This window comes from Kitasatospora sp. NPDC101108 (assembly GCF_055584725.1).
In genome coordinates this window covers 30,238-51,236 of sequence record NZ_JBVJLM010000005.1, presented here as the reverse complement: position 1 = coordinate 51,236, position 20,999 = coordinate 30,238, and the positions used below count along the sequence as shown (strand labels likewise).

4 protein-coding genes are annotated in these 20,999 nt (G+C 73.7%); 1 reads left to right on the top strand and 3 read right to left on the bottom strand.

All coding sequences use genetic code 11. The annotated features are described in order from the left end of the window. Positions 1–599: 599 nt before the first annotated feature. From ACZ6Z8_RS13605 to ACZ6Z8_RS13595, 3 genes are all read right to left on the bottom strand, one after another. Entirely contained in the window at positions 600–1,964 is a 1,365-nt protein-coding gene (locus ACZ6Z8_RS13605) for a cytochrome P450 (RefSeq protein WP_465609242.1), read from the bottom strand. 95 nt (positions 1,965–2,059) lie between these two features. Next, entirely contained in the window at positions 2,060–11,146 is a 9,087-nt protein-coding gene (locus tag ACZ6Z8_RS13600; protein ID WP_465609240.1) for an amino acid adenylation domain-containing protein, read from the bottom strand. Continuing rightward, positions 11,143–19,692: an SDR family NAD(P)-dependent oxidoreductase gene (locus tag ACZ6Z8_RS13595; RefSeq protein ID WP_465609238.1), complete on the bottom strand. Its 8,550-nt coding sequence runs from the start codon at positions 19,690–19,692 to the stop codon at positions 11,143–11,145. Before ACZ6Z8_RS13595 ends, ACZ6Z8_RS13600 begins: the two co-directional genes overlap by 4 nt. 1,039 nt (positions 19,693–20,731) lie before the next feature. Here ACZ6Z8_RS13595 and ACZ6Z8_RS13590 point away from each other — a divergent pair. Continuing rightward, positions 20,732–20,902 (top strand): hypothetical protein, encoded by a 171-nt coding sequence (locus ACZ6Z8_RS13590; RefSeq protein ID WP_465609236.1) that lies wholly within the window; start codon positions 20,732–20,734, stop codon positions 20,900–20,902. The last annotated feature ends 97 nt before the right edge of the window (positions 20,903–20,999 follow it).

Genomic DNA, 20,999 nt, shown 5'->3' with positions numbered 1-20,999 from the left:
CGGACCCTCGGGGATACTCACCGGCCCGACCCTCCCCCTCGCGTGTGCCCGGCCGGAGGGCCGGGCTGGATCAGTGTGTACTGGGAACCCGCTGCCCCGGCGCCGGCTCCCTTGCCGGGCGGGCAGTTGCCAGGACAGGTCCGGCGATTCGGCCTACCGGCGGTTCGATCGTAGGCAAATGGAACTGGATCCACCCTCGCCGGGCGCGCCTGAATTCCATCGGGATCGATGAATGTCGGCTATTTCTGCACGGCATCGGATTCCGGTGGAATTCGGCCGCCGCCTTCCCCCTTGGGCGATCCGCCTGTTCTTCCTGCGCCGGCAGTCCGGCGTGGGCAGATCATCGGTGAATCCCCCTCGCCATCCATCGCCAGGAGCCTAGTCCGCCGCACCCACGGGGCGCAACGAATTCATCTGAGAAGTGATCAGAACCGCTCTCCTGCAAGGGAGAAGACGCGGCCGGCCGCGAAGGCGCCGCCGAATTCGCGCCCCCGCGGCCTGCGCCGGCTCTCGGCGCCCGGGGGAACGCGACCGCCCGGTTGCCGAGCCCGACGACCGGCGGCTCGGCCCCGGTCAGGCGCCTTCGCGGCGGTGACCGGTCAGCGCGCGGTGACCTTGCAGCGGATCGGGCCCTCCGCGCGGAGCGTGATGGCCGAGCTGAAGGGAACGTCCGTGTCGACCGCGGTGAAGCTGAAGCGCTGCAGCAGCACGGCGAGTGTCAGAACGGACTCCAGCGTCGCCAGGTGCTGGCCGATGCAGGCCCTGGGCCCGCCGCCGAACGGGAACCAGGCGTACCGGGGCCGCTGGTTCTGCGCCTCCCCCAGGAAGCGGTCGGGGTCGAACCGGTCCGGTTCCGGCCACATCTCGGGATCGCGCTGGACCACGCCCGCGCTCACCACCACATCGGTGCCGGCCGGGATCTCGAAGTCCCCGACCCGCACGTTCGAGGTGGGCACCCGGCCGAGCGCGGGCGCGGCCGGGTACAGCCGCAGCGTCTCCTTGATCACCGCGGACAGGTAGGGCATCGCCTCCACGTCCGCCGAGCCGGGCTCCCGGCCGCCGAGCAGCCCGTCCACCTCGGCGTGGGCCCGCGCCTGCGCCTCCGGGTTGCAGGCCAGCAGGTGCATGGCGAAGGCCAGCGTGGTGGCGGTGGACTCGTGGCCGGTGACCAGGAAGGTCAGGACCTGGGCGCGGGTCTCCTCGGGGGTGATCGGCTCGCCGTCGTCCGAGACCGCCTTGGCCAGCAGGCTGAGCATGTCCTGCCGGTCCGACGGGGCCGAGGTCTCGGCCGTCCGGCGCCGGGCGACGATCTCGTCGCAGACCTCGTACAGCTCACGGTGGGCCTTGGCGGCCTTGAGGTTGGACGGGCTGGGGAACTTCCGGGATATGTGGACGGGGGAGAACGCCCGCTTCACCGCGTAGGCGTTGATCAGCGGGAAGTTCCGCTGCACCGTGCGGATCATCACGTCCATGTCCTCGTAGGCGCCGAAGAGGATGCGGCAGATGGTGCGCAGCGTGTGCTCGGTCATCTCCTCCGCGACCTCGACGGTGGCGTCCGGCACCGCCGCCCAGCGGTCGGCCAACCGCTGGGACTCCGCGACGATGTCGCCCCCGTACTTGTCCACCTGCTTGGGGGTGAAGAGCGACTGCAGCATCCTGCGCTGGCGCATGTACTCGTCGCCCAGGCTGGTGAGCAGGCCGTTGCCGAAGGACTGACGCATCTCGCCGAGGAAGCGGCTGTCCTTGCTGAAGGTGTCGGAGGAGGCCGCCAGCACCTGCTGGGCGCCGGCCGCGGAGAACACGGCGACGAAGGAGGCGCGCAGGCCGGGTGGGCCGACCGAGAAGCGCACCACGTCGCCGTACTCGCGCCGCGCCCGCAGGTAGGTGCCCAAGGTGTCGCTCTGCAGGTCGAGCAGGGAACCGAGCAGCGGGTGGCCGGCCATCGTTGGGGGCTGGGCGGGCAAGGGAGTGCCTCCTGTCGGGAAGAGCTGGCGGAGTGACATCCAGTCGATCACAAACCGCCGTCGATGTGCAGTCCCTGGCGGAACTTTATTGATCATCAGGAAGGTTCCGGCGCAGTGGAGTTGCGCACGTCACGGACCTCGGGGGCTTCGGCCGCCGACCGCAGCGTCAGGACGTCCGCCTCCGGGTCGCCGGCGAGCGCGCCCAGCAGCCGTTCGTAGGCGCGCGCCATCCGCTCGGCCGTCGCCCGCGCGAACAGGTCGGTGCTGTACTCCAGGTAGCCGCGCAGGCCGTCGGGCTCCTCCCGCACCACCAGGTTGAGGTCGAAGTGCGCGGTGCCGGCGTCGGAGGGCAGCGGGACGACCGCCAGGTCGCCCGGCTCCCGCGCTCCGCCGGCCGTGTCCTGCGGCGCGGGCAGCAGGTTGAACATCACCTGGAACAGCGGGGACCACGCCGGGTCGGGGTCCGGCACCAGGGTGCGGACCAGGTCCTGGAACGGCAGGTCCTTGTGCTCGTGCGCCTCCGCGGTGACCGTCCTGGCCAGGGTCAGCACCTCGGTGAAGGCGCGCTCGGGGGCCACGTCCAGCCGCAGGACCAGGGTGTTGGTGAAGTAGCCGACCACCTGCTCCAGTTCGGCCTCCGGACGGTTCGACACCGCGGTGCCCAGCGTGGTCTCCCGGGTGTCCGACCAGCCTCCCAGCAGGACGGCGAAGGCCGACAGCAGCGTCAGGTACAGCGTGGCACCCTGCTCCCGGCTCAGCCGCCGGAGCTCGGCGAGCAGCTCGGCCGGCACCCGGAGGCCCACCGAGGCGCCCTGATAGGTCTTCACCGGGGGCCGCCGGTAGTCGGTCGGCAGCGGCGGCCGCGCGGGCAGGCCGGCCAGCCGCTCCCGCCAGTACGCCCGCTGGCGCTCCAGCTCCGCCGGGCCGACCGTGTGCCGCTGCCGGCGGGCGAAGTCGGCGTACCCCGCGGCGGCGGCCCCGGGTTCCGGCTCCTCGCCGCGGCTCATCGCCCGGTACAGCACGAGCAGTTCGGCCAGGACGAGGTTGACGGACCAGCCGTCGAAGACGCCCCAGGGCCGGGTGAGCACCGCGGTGTGCTCGTCCGCCGAGTGGGCCAGGAGGTGGGCGCGGACCATCAGTTCCCCCTCCGGGTCGAAGGGGCGGGCCCGTTCGGCCCGCAGCCAGGCTGCGGTCTCCTGCTCGTCGCCCATCTCGACCACGTCCACCGCCGCCTCGACCCCTTCGTGCACCCGCTGGACCACCTCGCCGTCCCGGCGGGGGTAGCCGGTGCGCAGCACCGCGTGCCGGTCGACCAGCGCCTGGACCGCCCGCCGGTAGGCGTCCCGGTCCAGTGCTCCCTCGATCCGGAACGCCAGCTGGACGTTGTCGTGCGCGGCGGCCAGGTGCCCGGGCCGGGCGAGGAACCACAGGTCGGCCTGGGCCAGTGCCAGCGGTGCCTCCCCGGGTCCGTACCCGGCCTCCCCGGACCGGTCGGCCGGGTCGTCGTGCAGCGGCGGGGCCTCCTGGGCGGCCGGCGCCTGCTCCAGCGCCTCGGCCATCGCCTCGACGGTGGCGCCGGTGAACACCAGTTGGAGCGGCAGCTCCCGGCGCAGCTCCTGCATCACCCGCAGGGTCAGCCGGGTGGCCAGCAGCGAGTGCCCTCCGAGGTCGAAGAAGCTGTCCCGCAGTCCGACTTCGGTGAGGCCCAGCACCTCCCCGACGATCCGGCACAGCGTGCGCTCGATCTCGGTGCGCGGGGCGACGTAGGCCTCCTTGGCCAGGTCCTCCTCGTCCGGGAGCGGCAGTGCCCGCTTGTCGACCTTGCCGTTCGCGGTGACCGGCAGGTCCTCCAGGACCACGAACACGCCGGGCACCATGTAGTGCGGCAGCCGGGCCGCCAGGTGGTCCTTGAGCAAGCGCGCGAGCGCGGGCCCGATCCGGCCGATCAGCGGGGCGTTGGCCAGGTGCGCGGCCCGGTACGGAGCACGGGCCCGCACCGGGAGCGGGGCGCCCCGGCTGATCAGGACGTCCAGCCCGTCGGGGCGGTCCTGCGCCCGGGTGAGCGCCACCCGGTAGCCGAGCTCCTCGGCATGGCGCAGCACGTCCTCCAGGGCGCGGGCCTCCGGGGACCCGCCCGCCGGCGATTGCGCGCCGTCGGCCGGCGGGGACACCTCGCGGGCGAGGTCCCCGCGGGTCAGCCCCTCGGCGAGGAGGACGTCCCCGGTGAGCCGGGGGTCGGTCAGACCGCTGACGCCGAAGCGGTCGGGCGTCCCGGCGTCCAACAGCTCCCGCAGCCGCTCCGGGGTCGCGGCCTCCAGCCACGGGTGCGGCTCCGGCGCCTCGGCCGGGCCCTTGGTGAGGACCACGTCGTAGCCGTGGGCGGACTCGCCGGTCCCGGTGGGGCCCCCGACCAGCACGTCGAACCCGACCAGCTCGGGGAGGCGCTCGGACAGCCCGGCGAACCAGCTGGGGCTGACCAGCAGTTCCTCCTCGTGCCGCAGGGCGCTGCGCACCCGGGGGGCCAGCTCGCCGGCCGTCACCGGGCCGGTGGCACGGCGCAGTTCCCGCGCCACCGTCCGCGCGGCGTGCAGGTCCAGGTCGCCCACGTCCCCGATCAGGATCCGGCCGCCGTCCGCCAGCAGCGGGACCAGCACGGCCAGGGCCTGCTCCAGGTAGTGGCGGTCGGGGAAGGTCCGCACCACCCCGTCGAGCACGATCGCGTCGAAGGTCCCGGTGGTGAGTTCCGCGGCGGCCAGGGCCTCGCCGCGGCGCGGCGTGACATGCGACCAGCCGTGCTCGGCCGCCTCCTCCCGGAGGCGGTCCAGGGCCTCCTCCGACAGGTCGAGGACCTCCACCGCGGCGCAGGCCTGAGCGTAGCGCCGCAGCAGCCGCCCGTCGGCGCCGCCGACCTGCAGGACGCGCTTGGGCCGGTACTCCTCGATCAGGGCGGCGAGGTTCTCGCACGGCCGGTCGGTCCCGCCGGCCGCGTGGCGCTCGTCGAGGACGCTCCGCCACCGGTCGAGGTGGTCGGCCGTGGCCGCCGGCGAGCTCTCCGCCACCCACTCGGCGGTCGGACTCACGTAGGCGGCCAGCGCGACGCCCTGGCCGGACTCGTACGGAACGACGACGGCCCGGTGCACCGCGGGGTGGGCGAGCAGTGCGTCGGCGATCTCGCCGGGCTCCACGCGGAAGCCGCGCACCTTCACCTGGTCGTCGGCGCGGCCCAGGTACTCCATCACGCCGTCCGCGCGCCAGCGGACGAGGTCGCCGGTGCGGTACATCCGCTCGCCGGGCGAGGGCGCGAAGGGGTCGTCCAGGAAGCGCTCGGCGGTGAGGTCGGGGCGGTTCAGGTAGCCGCGGGCCAGCTGCACGCTGTTCAGGTAGAGCTCGCCCGGCACACCCTGCGGTGTCAGCCGCCTGGCACCGTCCAGGACGTACGCCCGGGTGTTCCACGCCACTGTGCCGATCGGCACACTGGTCGCGCCCGGCTCGGTGCGGTAGCGCCAGGCGGTCGCGGGGCCGGCCTCGGTCGGCCCGTACCCGTTGTACAGCTCGGCGCCGGGCAGCACCCGGGTGAAGCGCTCGGCGAGTTCCACCGGCAGCGCCTCGCCCGCGGCCTCGACCCTGCGCAGGCTGGTGCACTCGGCGGCCTGCGGCTCGGCGAGGAACGCGGCCAGCATGGACGGGACGAAGTCGACGTCGGTGACGCCCTGTTCGCGGATCAGCCGGGCGAGGTAGGCCGGGTCGCGCTGCCCGTCGGGGCGGGCGATCACCAGGCTCGCGCCGACCTGGAGCGGCCAGAACAGCTCGGGCACCGACACGTCGAAGCTCACCGAGGTCTTCAGGAGCATCCGGTGGCGGGAGTCCATCCGAAAGCGGTGCTGGTTCCAGGCGATCCAGTTGAGACCGGCCCGGTGCGGGATCACCAGGCCGTTGGGGCGGCCGGTCGACCCGGAGGTGTAGATGACGTAACCGGTGTGATCGGCCGTCACCCCGCTGACCGGGTCGGTCGCGGGCTGCCCGGAGGTGTCCGGAAGGTCCTCCAGCACGAGCAGCGGCGCGGCGTCCTCCAGCATCTGCTCGGCCCGGTCGGCCGGCAGGTCGGGCTCCATCGGAAGGTACCCGGCGCCCGACTTCACCACCGCGTAGACCGCGGTGACCAGGTCGAAGGAGCGCGGCATCCGGACCGCCACCAGGCGGTCGGGCCCGGCTCCGCGTTCGATCAGCCAGTGGGCGAGGCGGTTGGCGCGCTCGTTGAGCTCGGCGTAGCTGAGGGTGTCGCCCTCGAAGATCAGCGCGGTCGCGTCGGGGGTGCGCCGCACCTGGGCCTCGAAGGCCTCGACGAGCGACTCCCCGGTCACCTCGGCCGCCGTGTCGTTCCATTCGGTCAGCAGGCGCCGGCGCTCCTGGGCGGGCAGCACCTCGACGGCGAGCGCCGGGGTGGCCAGACCGTCATCGGCGGCGAGGGCGGCGACGATTCCCGCGAGCGCGGTCTCGACGTAGCCGGCGACCGCCTCGCAGCCCAGCGACTCGTCGACCTGGATGTCCAGCGACAGTTCGCTGCCGAAGTCGTCGGCCGAGACGGCCACCGGGTAGTTGATGCCGTCCGAGGCCGCCACGAAGTGCACCCCGCCGTCGTCGATCCGGGTGGTCGCCGCTTCCTCGCCGCTGGACGGCTCGAAGTGCCGGAAGTTGACGACCGCGCTGAACAGCGGGGCGTCGCCTTCCAGGCCGCTGCAGCGCTGGGCGACGCTGAGCGGGCTCTGCTCCAGGGCGACCAGTTCCTTCAGCACGCGGTCGACGTCGTCGATCAGCGTGCGCACGGTGCGACCGGCCAGGCTGACCCGCATCGGCAGGGTGTTGATGAAGTTGCCCAGCATCCGTTCGACGCCGGGCACGCCCTGCATGCGGCCGGACATGATGGCGCCGAACACCACGTCGTCGCGGCCGCTCCCGGCCGCCACCACGCAGGCCCAGGCGGCGTGGAAGAGCACGGCCGGGCTCAGCCGCAGACGCTGCGCCTGGGCGCGCACCTCGCGGGTGAGGTCGTCCGGCAGCGCGCGGCGCAGCCGCTCCACGCCGCGGCCGTCGCCGTGCACGTCGGCGAGGCCGAAGGGCGTGGTCGGCTCGGTGACGTCCCCGAGAGCGGCCCGGAAGTACGCCTCCACCTCGTCCGTCGCCTGGTGGTGCAAGGTGTGCGCGACGAAGTCGCGGTACGGCGCCGGGGGTTGGAGCAGGTCGGTGCGGCCCGTCAGGTGCAGGCCCAGTTCCTCCAGGGTCAGCCGGAGCGAGGTGGCGTCCTCGATCAGGTGGTGGACGTTCAGCAGGAGGAAGCGCCGCTCGGAGTGCGGGTCCTCCGCGACGACCAGCCGCAGCAGCGGGGCCCGGTCGACCGCCATCGGGCGGGGGGCGACCAGCAGCGCGCGGATCTGCTCCTCGGCGTCGCGGTCGGGGGCGAGGAGCACCCGCTCCACCGGCAGCGGGGCGGTGCGGTGGACGACCTGCACGGGCTCGGGCAGGCCGGCGGTGAGCACCGCGGTGCGCATGGCGTCGTGCCGGTCGACCACGGCCTGCAGCGCGTCGACGAACCGGCCGGCCGCCGCTTCGTCGTCCGCCGCGTACAGGGTGCAGACCAGGTACGGGTCGTGCTCCGGGTCCATCAGGTGGTGGAAGAGGATGCCCTCCTGGGCGGAGACCAGGGGGTAGATGTCCTGGATGTTGGACGCGCCCCCGGGGACGGAGGCGGTGATCGTGTCGATCTGCGCCTGGTCCAGCGCGGCCAAGGGCAGCATGTCCGGGGTGATCCGCTCGCAGTCCGCAGGAATGCGGTTCGGCGGCACCTCGTACCGGGCGCCGTCCCCGGCCCCGTCGATCCGGGCAGCGAGGTCGCTGAGGGTCGTCGCGCGGAACACGTCCTGGACGGAGGCGTGCAGGCCGGCCTCCCGCAGCCGGGCGACCAGCACGGTGATCATCAACGAGTGGCCGCCGAGCGCGAAGAAGTGGTCCTCGGCGCCGATCCGCGCGCTGTCGAAGCCGAGCAGCTCGGCCCAGAGCGAGGCGAGCAGCCGCTCGGTGGGGGTGGCCGGGGCGACGTACGCGCGCTGGGCGAACGCCTCGATGCCGGGAGCGGGCAGCGCCCGGCGGTCGAGCTTGCCGTGGGTGGTGACGGGCAGCGCCTCCAGGACCACGAAGGCGCTGGGGACCATGTACTCGGGCAGGGTGCGCTCCAGGTGGCGCACCAGCTCGCCGCGCAGGACCGCGGCGTCCTCGGCCGTGCCCTGCTCCTGCTCCTGCTCCTGCTCCTGCTCCAGCACCGTGTACGCCACCAGGCGCGGCTCGCCCGGCTGGTCCTCCCGGAGTACCACCGCGCAGGCGCGCACCCGGGGGTGGCCGGCCAGCCGGTGCTCGATCTCGCCGAGTTCGATCCGCAGCCCGCGCAGCTTGACCTGGTCGTCGGAGCGCCCGAGGTACTCCAGGGTGCCGTCCGGCAGCCAGCGCGCGAGGTCTCCGGTGCGGTACATCCGGGTGCCGGGGACGAACGGGTTGTCGACGAAGCGCTCGCGGGTCAGCTCGGGCTGGTTCAGGTAGCCCCGGGCCAGGCCGTCGCCGGCGATGTAGAGGTCACCGACGCCGCCGATGCCCTGCGGTCGGAGGCCGCCGTCGAGGACGTACATCCGGATGTTCTGGATCGGCCGGCCGATCGGGACCACGCGCGGCAGCGGGTCGGCGGGGCAGGTCCAGTGGGTGACGTCCACCGCCGCCTCGGTGGGGCCGTAGAGGTTGACGAGCGGCGCGCGGTGGCTCCCGTAGTGGCGGGCGACCAGGTCCGGGGGCAGGGCCTCGCCGCTGCAGAACACCTGGCGCACCGAGGTGCACCGCGACCAGCCGGGCTCCTCCACGACCGCCCGGAGCATGGACGGCACGAAGTGCAGCGTGGTCACGCCGAACCGCTCGACCGCGTCCACCAGGTAGCCGGGATCCGTGTGGCCGCCGGCCTCGGCGACGGCCAGCCGGGCACCGGTCAGCAGCGGCCAGAAGAACTCCCACACCGACACGTCGAAGCTGAACGGGGTCTTCTGCAGGACGACGTCCGTCTCGGTGAGCCGGTACTCGTTCTGCATCCACTCGATGCGGTTCACCGCCGCCCGGTGCTCGATCATGACGCCCTTGGGGCGGCCGGTGGAACCCGAGGTGTGGATGACGTACGCCAGGTTCCCCGCGCCGACGGCGACCACCGGATCGGCCTCGGCAAGGTCCGCCGCCGGAGCGCCGTCGGGGCCGTCGATCCGTCCGTCGCGGTGCAGCACCAGCACGGCGGCGCCGGCCAGCGGCCCGGCGTCCAGGTGCGGCTGGGTGAGTGCCACGGCGGCACCCGAGCCCTCGATCAGCTCACCGATGCGCGTGGCCGGATAGGCCGGGTCGATCGGCATGTAGGCGCCGCCGGCCTTGAGGATGCCGTAGATCGCCGCGACCATCTCGGCGGAGCGCTCCACGCACAGGCCCACCAGGTCGTCCGGGCCGACGCCCTGACGGCGCAATGCGTCGGCGATCCGGTTCGCCCAGGTGTTGAGCTCCGCGTACGTCCAGGACCGTTCGGCGTCGACCAGGGCGGTGCGTCCGGGGTGACGCGCCACCCGGGCCTCGAACAGCCGGTGCAGGCAGGTGTCGTCGCTGTACGGCCGGCGGGTGTCATTCCACGTCTCCAGCACGCGGCGCCGCTCCGGCTCCCCGACCATGTCGAGGGCGGCGACGGGCTGGTCCGGGTCGGCCGCGATCGCGGCCAGCAGCCGGCCGTAGTGGTCGGTGAACCGCCGGACGGTCTCCCGGTCGTACAGGTCGGTGTTGTACTCGACCGTGCCGGCCAGCCCGTCCGGGGTCTCCTGGAGGTCCAGGGTGAGGTCGAACTTGGTCCGGGTCAGCGCGATGTCGACCGGGGAGACCGCCAGCTCGCCGAGCGCGCCCTCGCGGCCGGTCAGCGCGCCCTGGAGGACGAGGAGGGTCTGGAAGACCGGCGAGTGGGCGAGGCTGCGCTCCAGTTGGAGGGCGTCCACCACCGCCTCGAAGGGCACGTCCTGGTGGTCGTACGCCTCCAGGGCGGTCCGCTTCACCTGGGCCAGCAGCTCGCGGAAGGTCGGGTCACCGTCCAGATCGGCGCGCATCACCAGGGTGTTGGCGAAGAAGCCGATCAGCTCCTCCACCTCGATCCGGCCCCGGTTGGCGACCACGGTGCCGACCGCGATGTCGGTCTGCCGGGTCCAGCGGTGCAGGACGACCATGTACGCCGCGAGCAGCAGCATGTACAGCGTGGCGTCCTGTGCGCCGGCGACCTCCCGCAGCCGGCCGAGCAGTTCGGGCGGACAGCGGAACGTCTCGCTCGCGCCGGCGTAGGTCTTGACCGCCGGGCGCTCCCGGTCGGGAGGCAGCGTGAGGCGCGGGTCGACCCCGGCGAGCCGGCCCTTCCAGTACTCCACCTGGCGGGCCTGGACCTCCTGGCCGAGCCACTGGCGCTGCCAGTGCGCGTAGTCGGCGTACTGGACCGGCAGCGGTGCCAACGGGGACGGCCGGCCGCTGCGGAACGCCTCGTACAGGGCGGTCAGGTCGCGCACGAACACCCCGACCGACCAGCCGTCGGACACCGCGTGGTGCATGGTGACCAGCAGGACGTGCTCCTGCTCGGACTCGCGCAGCAGCCGGGCCCGCACCAGCGGGCCGCGTTCCAGGTCGAAGGGGGCGGCCGCCTCCTCCTCGCAGATCCGCGCCAGGTCGGCCGGGTCCACGGCCTCCCCGTCGCGGACGACGAAGTCCCGGCCGTCGCCGATGCGCTGGTACGGAACGCCGTCGCGTTCCTCGAAGCGGGTGCGCAGCACCTCGTGCCGCTCGACGACGGCCGCCAGCGCGCGCCGCAGGGCGGACCGGTCGAGCGGCCCGCTCAGCCGCACGGCCAGTGGGATGTTGTACGCGGCGCTGCCGCCGTCGAGCCGGTCGAGGAACCAGAGCCGTTGCTGGGTGAAGGACAGCTGCGGCGGCTCGTCGGCGGACCGGGCGAGCGGGCGGACCGCGTCGAGGGCGGAGAGGTCGACACCCTGCCGACGGAGCAGCGCGATCAGTGCGCGCTGCTTCTTCGGAGGCAGGGACCGGATCCGGTCCAGCAGCTCGGAGCCTACGTCCTGGGGGGTGGTCACGATCGTCCCTTCGCCTGCTTCTCGGAGTCCAGTGCGTCCAGCTCTTCGTCGCTCATGCCTTCGACGAGGCCGATGCCCGCGAGGATCCGGTCGACGTCCAGAGCGTCGACCGACCCGGCGGCCGGTCGGCGGCGGTCCAGTTCGGCGGTCATCTCGGCCAGCCGCGGCGCGTTGAACACGGCCTGGACCGGCAGGTCGGCCCCGGTCCGCTGCTTGACCAGGTTGATCAAGCGGGTCGCCAGCAGCGAGTTGCCCCCCAGCGAGAAGAAGTTGCTCCGCGGGCCGAGCCGGCCCTCGTCGATCTGGAGCAGCTCCGCCCAGAAGCCCGCCATCGACCGCTCGCCCGACGCGGGCGTGGCCGCGGGCTTCTCCACCGGGGCTCCGGCGCCGGGCGCCGGGTCGGCGGGGGCCTGCGGGGTGCGGCCCAGCCAGTAGCGGCCCGGTTCGAAGGCCGTCGCCGGGATCGCCACCAGTTGGTGGCGGCCGTCGTGGAGGTCGGCGAACGGCACGGCGGCGCCGCGCGTCCACAGGTCGGCGAGGCGCTCCAGGTCGCCGTCGGCCGCCAGCCCGGCCAGGAGCTCCCTGCCCCGCGCGCCGAGCAGCACCGAGGCCAGCGCGGCGGCGTCCTCCTCGGCGTTGCCCCGGTAGAGCGGCACCTGCGGATCGGGGTCCTCGCCGGCCAGGTGGCGGGCCAGTGCGCCGACCAGCTCCTCGGGGGTGCCGGCCACCACGGCCAGCCGCTCGGGCAGTTGCTCGCGGCCGAGCTGGGTGGTCCGGGCCACGCCGGGCAGGTCCACCTCCTCCGCCTGTACGAGGTAGGCGTGCAGCCGCTCCACGGCCACCTGCAGCCGCTCGGCGTCGCGGGCGGACACCACCACCAGCTGCGGCCCCCGCTCCACCGGGGCGGGTTCGGCGGCGGCGACGGCGCGCGGGGCCTCCTCCACCACCAGGGCGACGTGGCTGCCGCCTGCCGCGACCGAGTTGACCAGGGCCCGGAGCGGGGCCCGCGCGCCGCCGCGGGGCTCCCAGTCGGCCGGCTTCTCGCACAGCTGCAGCGCGGTGCCGTCCAGTGGCAGGTTGGGGTTCGGCTCGCCCGCCTCGACCAGCGGCGCGAGGCGCCGGTGCCGCAGCTGGAGGACGACCTTGGTGAGCTGGGCGATGCCGGAGGCGGCCTCGGGGTGGCCCAGGTTGGACTTGACGCTGCCCACCGCGACCGGTTCGGTCACCTGGCCGAACACCTCGCGCAGGGCCGCCAGTTCGACTTCGTCGGCGAAGGCCGTCCCGTTGGCCGCGGACTCCACGTACCCGATGGAGTCGATATCGGTGCCGGCCCGCTCCAGGGCGCGGCGCATGACGCCCACCTGGGTGCGGTGGCTGGGCGTCATGAAGCCGTTGGCCCGGCCGCTGTGCATCGAGGCGGTGCCCTTGATCACGGCGTGGATCGGGTCGCCGTCGCGCAGCGCCGCGCTCAGCGGCTTGAGCAGCACCGCGCCGACCGCCTCGGCCGGCAGGTAGCCGTCACCGTCCCGGAAGCTGCGGCTTCCCGGGTGGGTGCCGAGCAGCTGCATCTCCGACAGCGCGGTGAACTTGTCCGGGTGGAGCGTCAGGTTCACTCCGCCGGCGATGGCCAGCTCCGCGTCCCCGCGCTGCAGGTCGGCGCAGGCGAGGTGGACGGCCATCGCCGAGGAGGTGCACATGCTGTCCACGGCGAGGCTGGGGCCCTCCAGGCCGAAGAAGTGCGAGACCCGGTTGGCGATCAGGTTGTACGAGGCGGAGGAGGTGAGCGCCGCCAGCACCGGGTCCGAGGCGTCCGCCCGGTACATCTGGTACGCCGCGCCGACGTACACGCCGACCCGCCGCGCGTACCGGCGCTCGATGACGTCCCCGGTCACACCGCTGCTCTCCAGCAGGTGCCAGACGCTCTCCAGGAAGAGCCGCTGCTGGGGGTCCATCGCCACGGCCTCGCGCGGCGAGATCCCGAAGTGCAGCGGGTCGAAGCGGTCGATCCCGTCGAGGAAGGCGCCCCAGCGGCCGCGGCTGCCGGTCGCGGCGTGGTCCCACCGGTCGGCCGGGACCTCGGTGACGCAGTCCTGGCCGTCCCTCAGCAGGGTCCAGAACGCGTCGACGTCCGCGGCTCCCGGGTAGCGGCCGACGATGCCGATGATCGCCACGTCCTCGCCGGCCGCTCCCCCGCGCGGCCCGATGGCGGCGTGCGGCGGCAGCGGGCGCGCGGCGGGCTCGGAGGTCCGCTCGGTGGTCCGCTCGGTGGTCCGCTCGGCCTCCGGCGTGGCCGCCGCGCCACTCGGTGCGTGGCCGGGTTCGTCGGAATCGCCGATCAGGGCGCGCAGTGCCCGGGGATGGCCGTCGACGAAGTAGCGGGCCAGCTCACGCACCGTCTGCACCTCGAAGAGGAGGGTGCGCGAGAGCGGTCCGAAGGACTCCTCCAGCCCGGAGATCAGGTTCACCGCGACCACGGAGTCCATGCCGTAGCGATCCAGTGGCGTGTCGATGTCCAGGCGCTCCGCGCCGAGCCGCAGCGATCCGGCCAGCAGGCGCCGCAGGTGGGCCACCGCCCGCTCCTCCAGGCGCCGCCCGTCGGCCGGCGGGGCGGCAGCGGCGTCCGGCTGGACGACGGTTGCCGGCTGGGCGGTGGCGGCGGCGTCCGGCCGGACCGCAGTCGCCGTGCCCGGTTCCACCGCTCGCGTCAGCCGGGGCAGCAGCGCGGTGCGCCGGCCGGCGACCACCAGCAGCCGGCCGGCCGACAGGCCGTTCTCCTCCCCCGCCAGCGCGCAGCGCAGCGCCGCCAGACCTTCGGCCGTGCCCAGCGGCGCCAGGCCCAGACCGCGCAACTTCGCACGGACCTCGCCCTCGGCGCCCATGCCGCCCTCGTCCCAGAGCGGCCAGCCGATCGACACCGTCCGACCGCTGCGCTCGCCCGCCTCGACCAGCCGGTTGCGGTGGGCGGCGTAGGAGTCCAGGAAGGCGTTCCCGGCCGCGTAGTCGCTCTGCCCGGCGTTGCCGAAGGTCCCCGCGATCGAGGAGAACGCGACGAAGAACTCCAGCGGCAGCCCGCGGGTCAGCTCGTCGAGGTTCACCAGCCCGGCGACCTTCGGCGCGAGGACGGACGCCACCTGCTCGGGGCTCTTGCGCAGCACGAACCCGTCGTCGATGGTCCCGGCGCTGTGCAGCACCCCGGTCAGCGGCCCGTGGTTGTCCGCGACCATGCCGAGCAGCCGGGCGACGGCCTCCCGGTCGGCCGCGTCGACGCGGTGGTAGTCCACGGTCAGGCCGGCCGCGCGCAGGGCGTTCAGCTCGGCGCGCCGCTGCGCGTCCAGCGCGGAGCGGCCGGTGAGCACCACGGTCGCCCGGGACGTCGCGGCGGCGATGTCCCGGGCCACGATCAGCCCGAGCCCGCCCGCGCCGCCGGTGATCAGGTAGACGCCGCCGTCCCGCCACGGCCGCTCCACGGCCCGGGCGGGTGCCACCTCGACCGGCCGCAGGACCAGCCGCCGTCCGGCCCGGTGGCGGACCTCCGGCTCGGGGTGCTCCACCGCCTCGGCCGCCAGCCGGGCGGCGATCTCCTCCGGAGCGCGGCCGTCCAGGCACTCCAGGACCTGGGTGCGCAGCAGCGGGTGTTCCAGCTGGGCGCTCTTCAGCAGACCCGACAGGCCGCCGAGGCAGGCCGCTGCCGAGCGCTCGGCGTCGGCGTCGGCACCGACCAGGACCACCTGGAACAGGGCCGGCTGCCGCAGGCCGCGCTCCAGGACGGCGCGGACCAGCGTGAACAACTGCCGGGCCGCGGCGGTGTAGCGGTGCTCCAGTGGAGCGTCGGGCTGCTCCTCGAACGCGCAGACGGTGGCGGTGGGCAGCGCCGTCAGCAGGGCCTGGCGCTCCTCGGCGGTCAGACTGCCGAGCACCAGGAGGTGGCGCTCGGCGAACCGCTCCTCCGGGCCGGTCCGCGGCGCGGCGTCCCGGGGAACCCACTCGGGGCGCAGCAGCAGCACCTCGTCCCGCTCCGCACTCCCGTCCCGGTCCTCGGGTGCTTCGGCCGGACCGGCGGCGGACCGGCGGGCGGGCGCGCCCGGGGTGTCCAGGTCCAGCCAGTAGCGCTCCCGGGCGAACGGGTAGCCGGGCAGGCCCACCCGGCGGGCGGTGCCCGCGGCGGGGTTGACGGTGTCCCAGTCCAGGTCGGCGCCCTCGGTCCACAGGGCGAGCAGCCGCTCGTGCGCGCCGCGCGACGACCAGTCGGCGAGCGCGGCCGCCAGGGCCTCCCGGTCCACCGTCCGCGCCGGGCGGGCGGTGCCGTACGTCCAGGCGCCGGGTCGGTCCGGGTCGGCCGCGAATTCCGCGAGCAGGGCCCGGGCCTGCGCCGTCGAGGTCACGGCGAGGGCCAGTCGCACGTCCAGGGCCACCCGGCCGGTCTGCAGCGTCCAGGCGACGTCGGCCAGCCGGTCCCCGGTCGGCTCGCCCAGTCGGGCGCTCAGCCGGCCGGCCTGGGCCGCCAGCTGCTCCTTGCTGCGGGCGGAGAGCACGAGCAGCTCGGGGCGGCCGCCGTCCGCGGTGGTCTCCGGACGTTCCCGCTGCGGCAGGTACTCGGCGATCACCACGTGGGCGTTGGATCCGCCGCCGCCGAAGCTGGAGATCCCGGCGATCCGTGGGAACGTCCGGTGCTCGCCGTCGATCTCCACCGTCGGCCGCCGCCACGGCTCCACCTGCTGCTGGACGTGCAGCGGGGTGCGGTCGAAGTCGATGTGCGGGTTGAGGGTCCGCGAGTGCAAGCTCGGCACGAGTTCCCCGTGCCGCATCTGGAGCAGCACCTTGGTGATGCCGGCGATGCCGGCCGCGCTCTCGGTGTGCCCGATGTTCGACTTGACCGAGCCGACCGCCAGGTGCCGCGGTTCGGCGCCCAGGTCGCGGAACGCCTTGGTCAGTCCGGACACCTCGATCGGGTCGCCGAGCGAGGTGCCGGTGCCGTGCGCCTCCAGGTAGCTCAGCGCCCGCGGATCGACGCCCGCCGCCCGGACCGCCTGGGCGATCACGTCGCCCTGGGCCACCGGGGTGGGCACCGAGTAACCGGTCGTCCGGCCGCCGTGGTTGAGGGCGGTGCCCTTGATCACACCATGGATGCGGTCCCCGTCCGCGACCGCCCGGGCCAGCGGCTTGAGCACCACGGCGCCGACTCCCTCGCCGGGCACGTAGCCGTCGCCGCCCTCGCCGAAGCTCCGGCACCGGCCGTCGCCGGAAAGGAAGTGGCGCTGACTGAGCATCAGGTACTTGTTCGGGTGGGGGCTGACGTTCACGCCGCCGGCGATGGCCGCTTCGCACTGGCCACTGCGGATCGCTTCGCAGGCCAGGTGGATCGAGGTCAGCGAGGAGGAGCACATGGTGTCCACGGCCATGCTCGGCCCGTGGAAGTCGTAGAAGTAGGAGACCCGGTTCGCGACGGTGGCCGCGCTGCCCCACAGGGCGACCGGCTCTCCGCGCTCCTGTGCCTGGGCGGCCAGCAGCTGGTACTCCTGGTACATCACACCGACGAAGACGCCGACCCGGCCCCCGGGCTCGGCGGCGGCCCCGGGGGCCCCCTGGTCGGCGACCGACCGGGCCAGCCGCTCGGCGGTGTAGCCGGCGTCCTCCAGCGCGTGGTGCGCGGTCTGCAGGAACAACCGCTCCTGGGGGTCCAGGTAGTCGGCCTCCATCGGGGATATCTGGAAGAACAGCGGATCGAAGCGGTCGATGTCGTCGAGGAAGCCGCCCCACCGGCTGATCTCCGCACCGGCGGCGCCGTCGGCCCAGCGGCGGCGGTCCCAGCGCTCCGCCGGGACCTCGCTGATGCAGTCGCGGCCGGCCCTGAGGTTCTGCCAGAACTCGTCGAGGTCGGCCGCTCCCGGGTAGCGACCGCTGACGCCGATGACGGCGATGTCGGTGGCCGCGTACCCGGGTGCGGTGACCGCGGGCCCGTCGGCCGGGACGGCGCGGGTGCCGGTCGCCCGGCCGACGGACCCGGTTCCGTCGACCGCCGGACGGGGCTGCCCGCTCGGGACGGTCTGCGGCGCCGCATCCGGGAGGGCGCGGGAACTCAGCGCGGTCAGCTCCACGCAGACCCGGCCCTGCTCGTCGAACACGGTCAGGTCGAGCCTGGCCGACCGGGTGTCCGTACCGCTGCCCGGCCGGTGGCGGATCCAGGCGTACGAGCGGACGGGGGTCGGTGCCAGGGCCTGCACCCGCTCGACGGCGAACGGCAGGGCCAGCGGTGCCGGGTCGTCACCGGCCGCTGCCGGAGTCAGCCAGAGCCCGATGGTCGCTTGGAGGGCGCTGTCGAGGATGCTCGGGTGCAGGGCGAGCCGGCCCGGGTCCCCGGCCTCCGGCGGCAGGCGCAGCTCGGCCAGCACCTGGGGCCGGCCGTCGGTGTCCGCGCCCACGCCCAGTTCCACCAGGGCGCGCTGGGCGGGGCCGTACGCCAGGCCCATGCGGTCGTAGTGGCCGTAGACCTCCGCCGCGGTGAGGACGGTGCCGCCGCAGGCCCGGCGCAGCTCGGCGAGGTCGCCCGGCAGGGGGCGGTCGCCGTCCGCGATCAGGCTCGCCCGGCCCTGGCTGTACAGCGTCCGTTCGCCGTCGCGGTCCTCGCCGTGGATCTCGAAGACGCAGCCGTCGGGGCGGGTACGCACGCTCACCCGCAGGTCGAGTCCGCTCGGCCCGCTGATCGCCGGACGCAGCCAGACCACGTTCTCCAGTCGCACCCCGCAGGTCCGGTCGGCGCCGAGCGCGACCGCCACGGCGGCACGCGCCATCTCCAGGTGGGCGACCCCGGGCAGCACCCGGCCGCCGCGCACCCGGTGGTCGCGCAGCCAGGCCTCGTTGCCGTCCATGTGCGTCTCGAAGGCGACACCGTCCGGCTCGGGCACGGCGCTGTGCAGCATCGGATGGGGGTCCGCCGCAGGTTCCACGAGGACCGGGGGCAGATCCGCCGGGCCTGGCTGGACCGGCTGGATCCCGGGGCCGGGCTGCGGCGGCAGGGCAGTCCCGGTGAGGTGCGCGGTCAGGGCGCGGACGGTGCGGTGCTGGGAGAGGGTCGTCGCGGCCAGGGCGAGGCCGAAGCGTCCGTTGAGCCGGTCGGCCAGTTGGGCGAGAGCTGCCCAGTCGAGGCCGAAGTCGCCGAACTCACTGTCCGGATCGATGTCTTCGACCGGCACCCGCACCTGGGCGGCGACCTCGTTCCGCAGCCCCGCCAGGTCGATCCGGGCTTCGGCGGGCACCGACGTGGGCGCCGGGACCTCCAGGGCCTGCGACCCGGACGGCGCCGGATCCGACGGCCCCGACCCGGGCAGCACCGGAGCCGGCACCGGAGCCGGCACCGGGGCCGCCAGGGCGTCCGCCGGAACCCGCTCCGTCAACCACTCCGCCAGCTCACCGGCCGTCTTGTACTCGAACATCACCGTCGGCGACAGCTCCACCGACAGCCGCCGCTCCAGATCCGTCACCAACGACAGCAGATCCGCCGACGCCAGTCCCAACTCGTAGTACCCCAGATCGGCGTCCACCTGATCCGACGTCACACCGAGCCGCGCGGCCATCAACTCCAGCACCACGCCCTGCAGATCTCCCGCACCCGCCCCCACGGGCGCCGGGACCTCCCCGGCCACCGGCCCCGACGACACCGACCCGGGCAGCACCGGAACCGACACCGGGGCCGGGGCCGTCTCGCCGCGAATGTCCAGAGCGTCCTCCGCACGGATCCGCTTGGCGACGAAGCGGCCGACCTCGGCGACCTTCCCGCCACTCTCGTCGTAGAACTCGACCGACAGCCTGATGAGTTCGTCATCCCGTTGGACCGAGTCGACCGGCACCCGGACGTAACAGCGCTTGCCGAGCGCCCCGGCCGCCCGGAACCCCTCGAACATCAGCGGGAGGTACAGGCCCTGACCGTCGTTGCCGTCGTGGAGCATGCCGATGGCCACCCCGCCGCCGAGCAACCCGGCCTCGAACAGTGCGGGGTGGAACAGGAAGGCGGCCGTACTGCCCTGGTGCTCGGGAGCGAGTTCGAGTTCGGCGATCCAGTCCGCGGGCCGGTGATGGACCTGGCCCCTGAGCTTCATCAGGCCCGAGTGCTGGAGCCGGATCTGCCGGCACCAGTCGTAGATCTCGGTCATCGTGGTGAGTCTGGTGGCTCCGGCGAGCGGCAGGGCCAGCCGTTCCGTGAAGGGCTCCGACGACCGCAGCCGCGCGCTCGCCACCGCGTGCACGACGTCTGCGCTGTCCTGCGGCCTCCGGCTGCGCACCTCGACCTTCCATCCGCCGGTCGGGGCGGGGCGCCCCTCCACGGTGGTGAGCACCTTCTCCCCGGGTACGGCGACGAGCGGGGCGAGGATGGTGAGGTTCCGCAGTTCGACGTCCGCCATGGCGTGACCGTTGCGCGCGAGGACCTGCAGCACCAGGTCCACGTAGCCGACACCGGGCAGCAGTGGGCGCCCGTAGATCACGTGTCCGGCCAGCAGAGGATTCTCCGCGGTGACGGTGAAGGTCTCCACGAACGTGGGTGAATCGGTCATCGGTATCCATCCCAAACAGCGTCGAACCGACTGGGGAACCCGGTCCGGGCCCAACCGGAGGAAAGCATCCGGGGCCAGTTGCCCCGTCGTGCACTGACTGGAAATCACGGCTGTACAGACCCGGGAGGCGAACGGATCCGGCCCTTCCCGGGGCAGTGGAGAACGCACCGGCCCGACTGCTGTCGGCGGTGTCGAGAAGCTTGGAGAACGAATTCAACGGCCCGGACGGAGCCGCGCGATCCCGTGGAGCCGGAGGTGCGCACGGCGAAACCGGTTTCCCCGGCGGCGGGTGCCAGGAGGCCGGTCCACTCCGGTCGGCCTGGAGCAGCGTTCAGGCCCGGACGGCAGGGCCCAGCGCGCTCAGAACTGTCGTAGGGCCCGGGGTCCGGTCCTGCGGGCTGTGTCCCGGCCCTCCGGGGCCAGGCCGCCTACCGGCCCCATGGAACGCGGGTCCTCCCGATCCACCTGGACCGGGAACTCGCCGTTCGTTGCGTCGAAGGGATTGCCCACTGTTCCTCCACCCCGTTCATGACTCGCGAGGAGTCGCGATTCCCTCCGGTGCGACCGCCCCTGCGCGTGGTCGACCGTCCAACTTCGGTTCATGCCGGAACCCGGCCGCACCCACGATCCGGGCCGCCGGTTTCACATGGACTCACACTGTCCGCTCGCCCACCCCCGTCGCGGGCGAAGCACCCGTCGCACGGGCGTGGAGACTTGCCGGGATCCGGCCGGGCGGCGAGCCACCTGCTCCTCCCGGCCTCCACTGTCGTGGAGCCCTCGGTACCGCGCCCCCCTGCCTCTCACCACCCCTGACCGGCGTCATCCGATCACGATCACCGAAAACCTGTCAACGACTGGTGCGGAAGCGAACTGACTGGACGTCACGGTTCGATCCCGGACTCTCCGCGGTTGCCACCATGACCTGCGGAAACGTTGCCCTGGCAAGACGTTGATCATGCATCAGGTCCTGACGGCGCGTCCCGACGCCCGTGACGCGGCGATCTTTGCTTGGTAGGTTTCCCGTCCAGGAGCTCTCCGGATGCCACGTCTTGGGCGGGTCAAGCCGGCGGCGGACGAGCGGCTGTCGGACCGGATCGCGACCGGTCCGGTGACGCGTGCGTTCACGCCGGATCCGGTGGACCGGACCGTGGAGCACCCGAGGTCGCACTCCGGCTCGGGCCGGTTCACGACTTCGTACTCCGTCGCCTGATCGTCTCGGCCCCGGCCCGGTAACCCTCGGAACCCACGACCCATACCTGAAGAGCGACCAGGGCCGACCGCCGATCTCAGGCGGCTCGACAGGAACA

What these genes read in the sequence shown, in the direction of transcription:
- ACZ6Z8_RS13595 (WP_465609238.1), bottom strand. Translation starts at nt 19,692, where the DNA reads ATGACCGATTCACCCACGTTCGTGGAGACCTTCACCGTCACCGCGGAG.
- ACZ6Z8_RS13590 (WP_465609236.1), top strand. Translation starts at nt 20,732, where the DNA reads ATGCCACGTCTTGGGCGGGTCAAGCCGGCGGCGGACGAGCGGCTGTCG.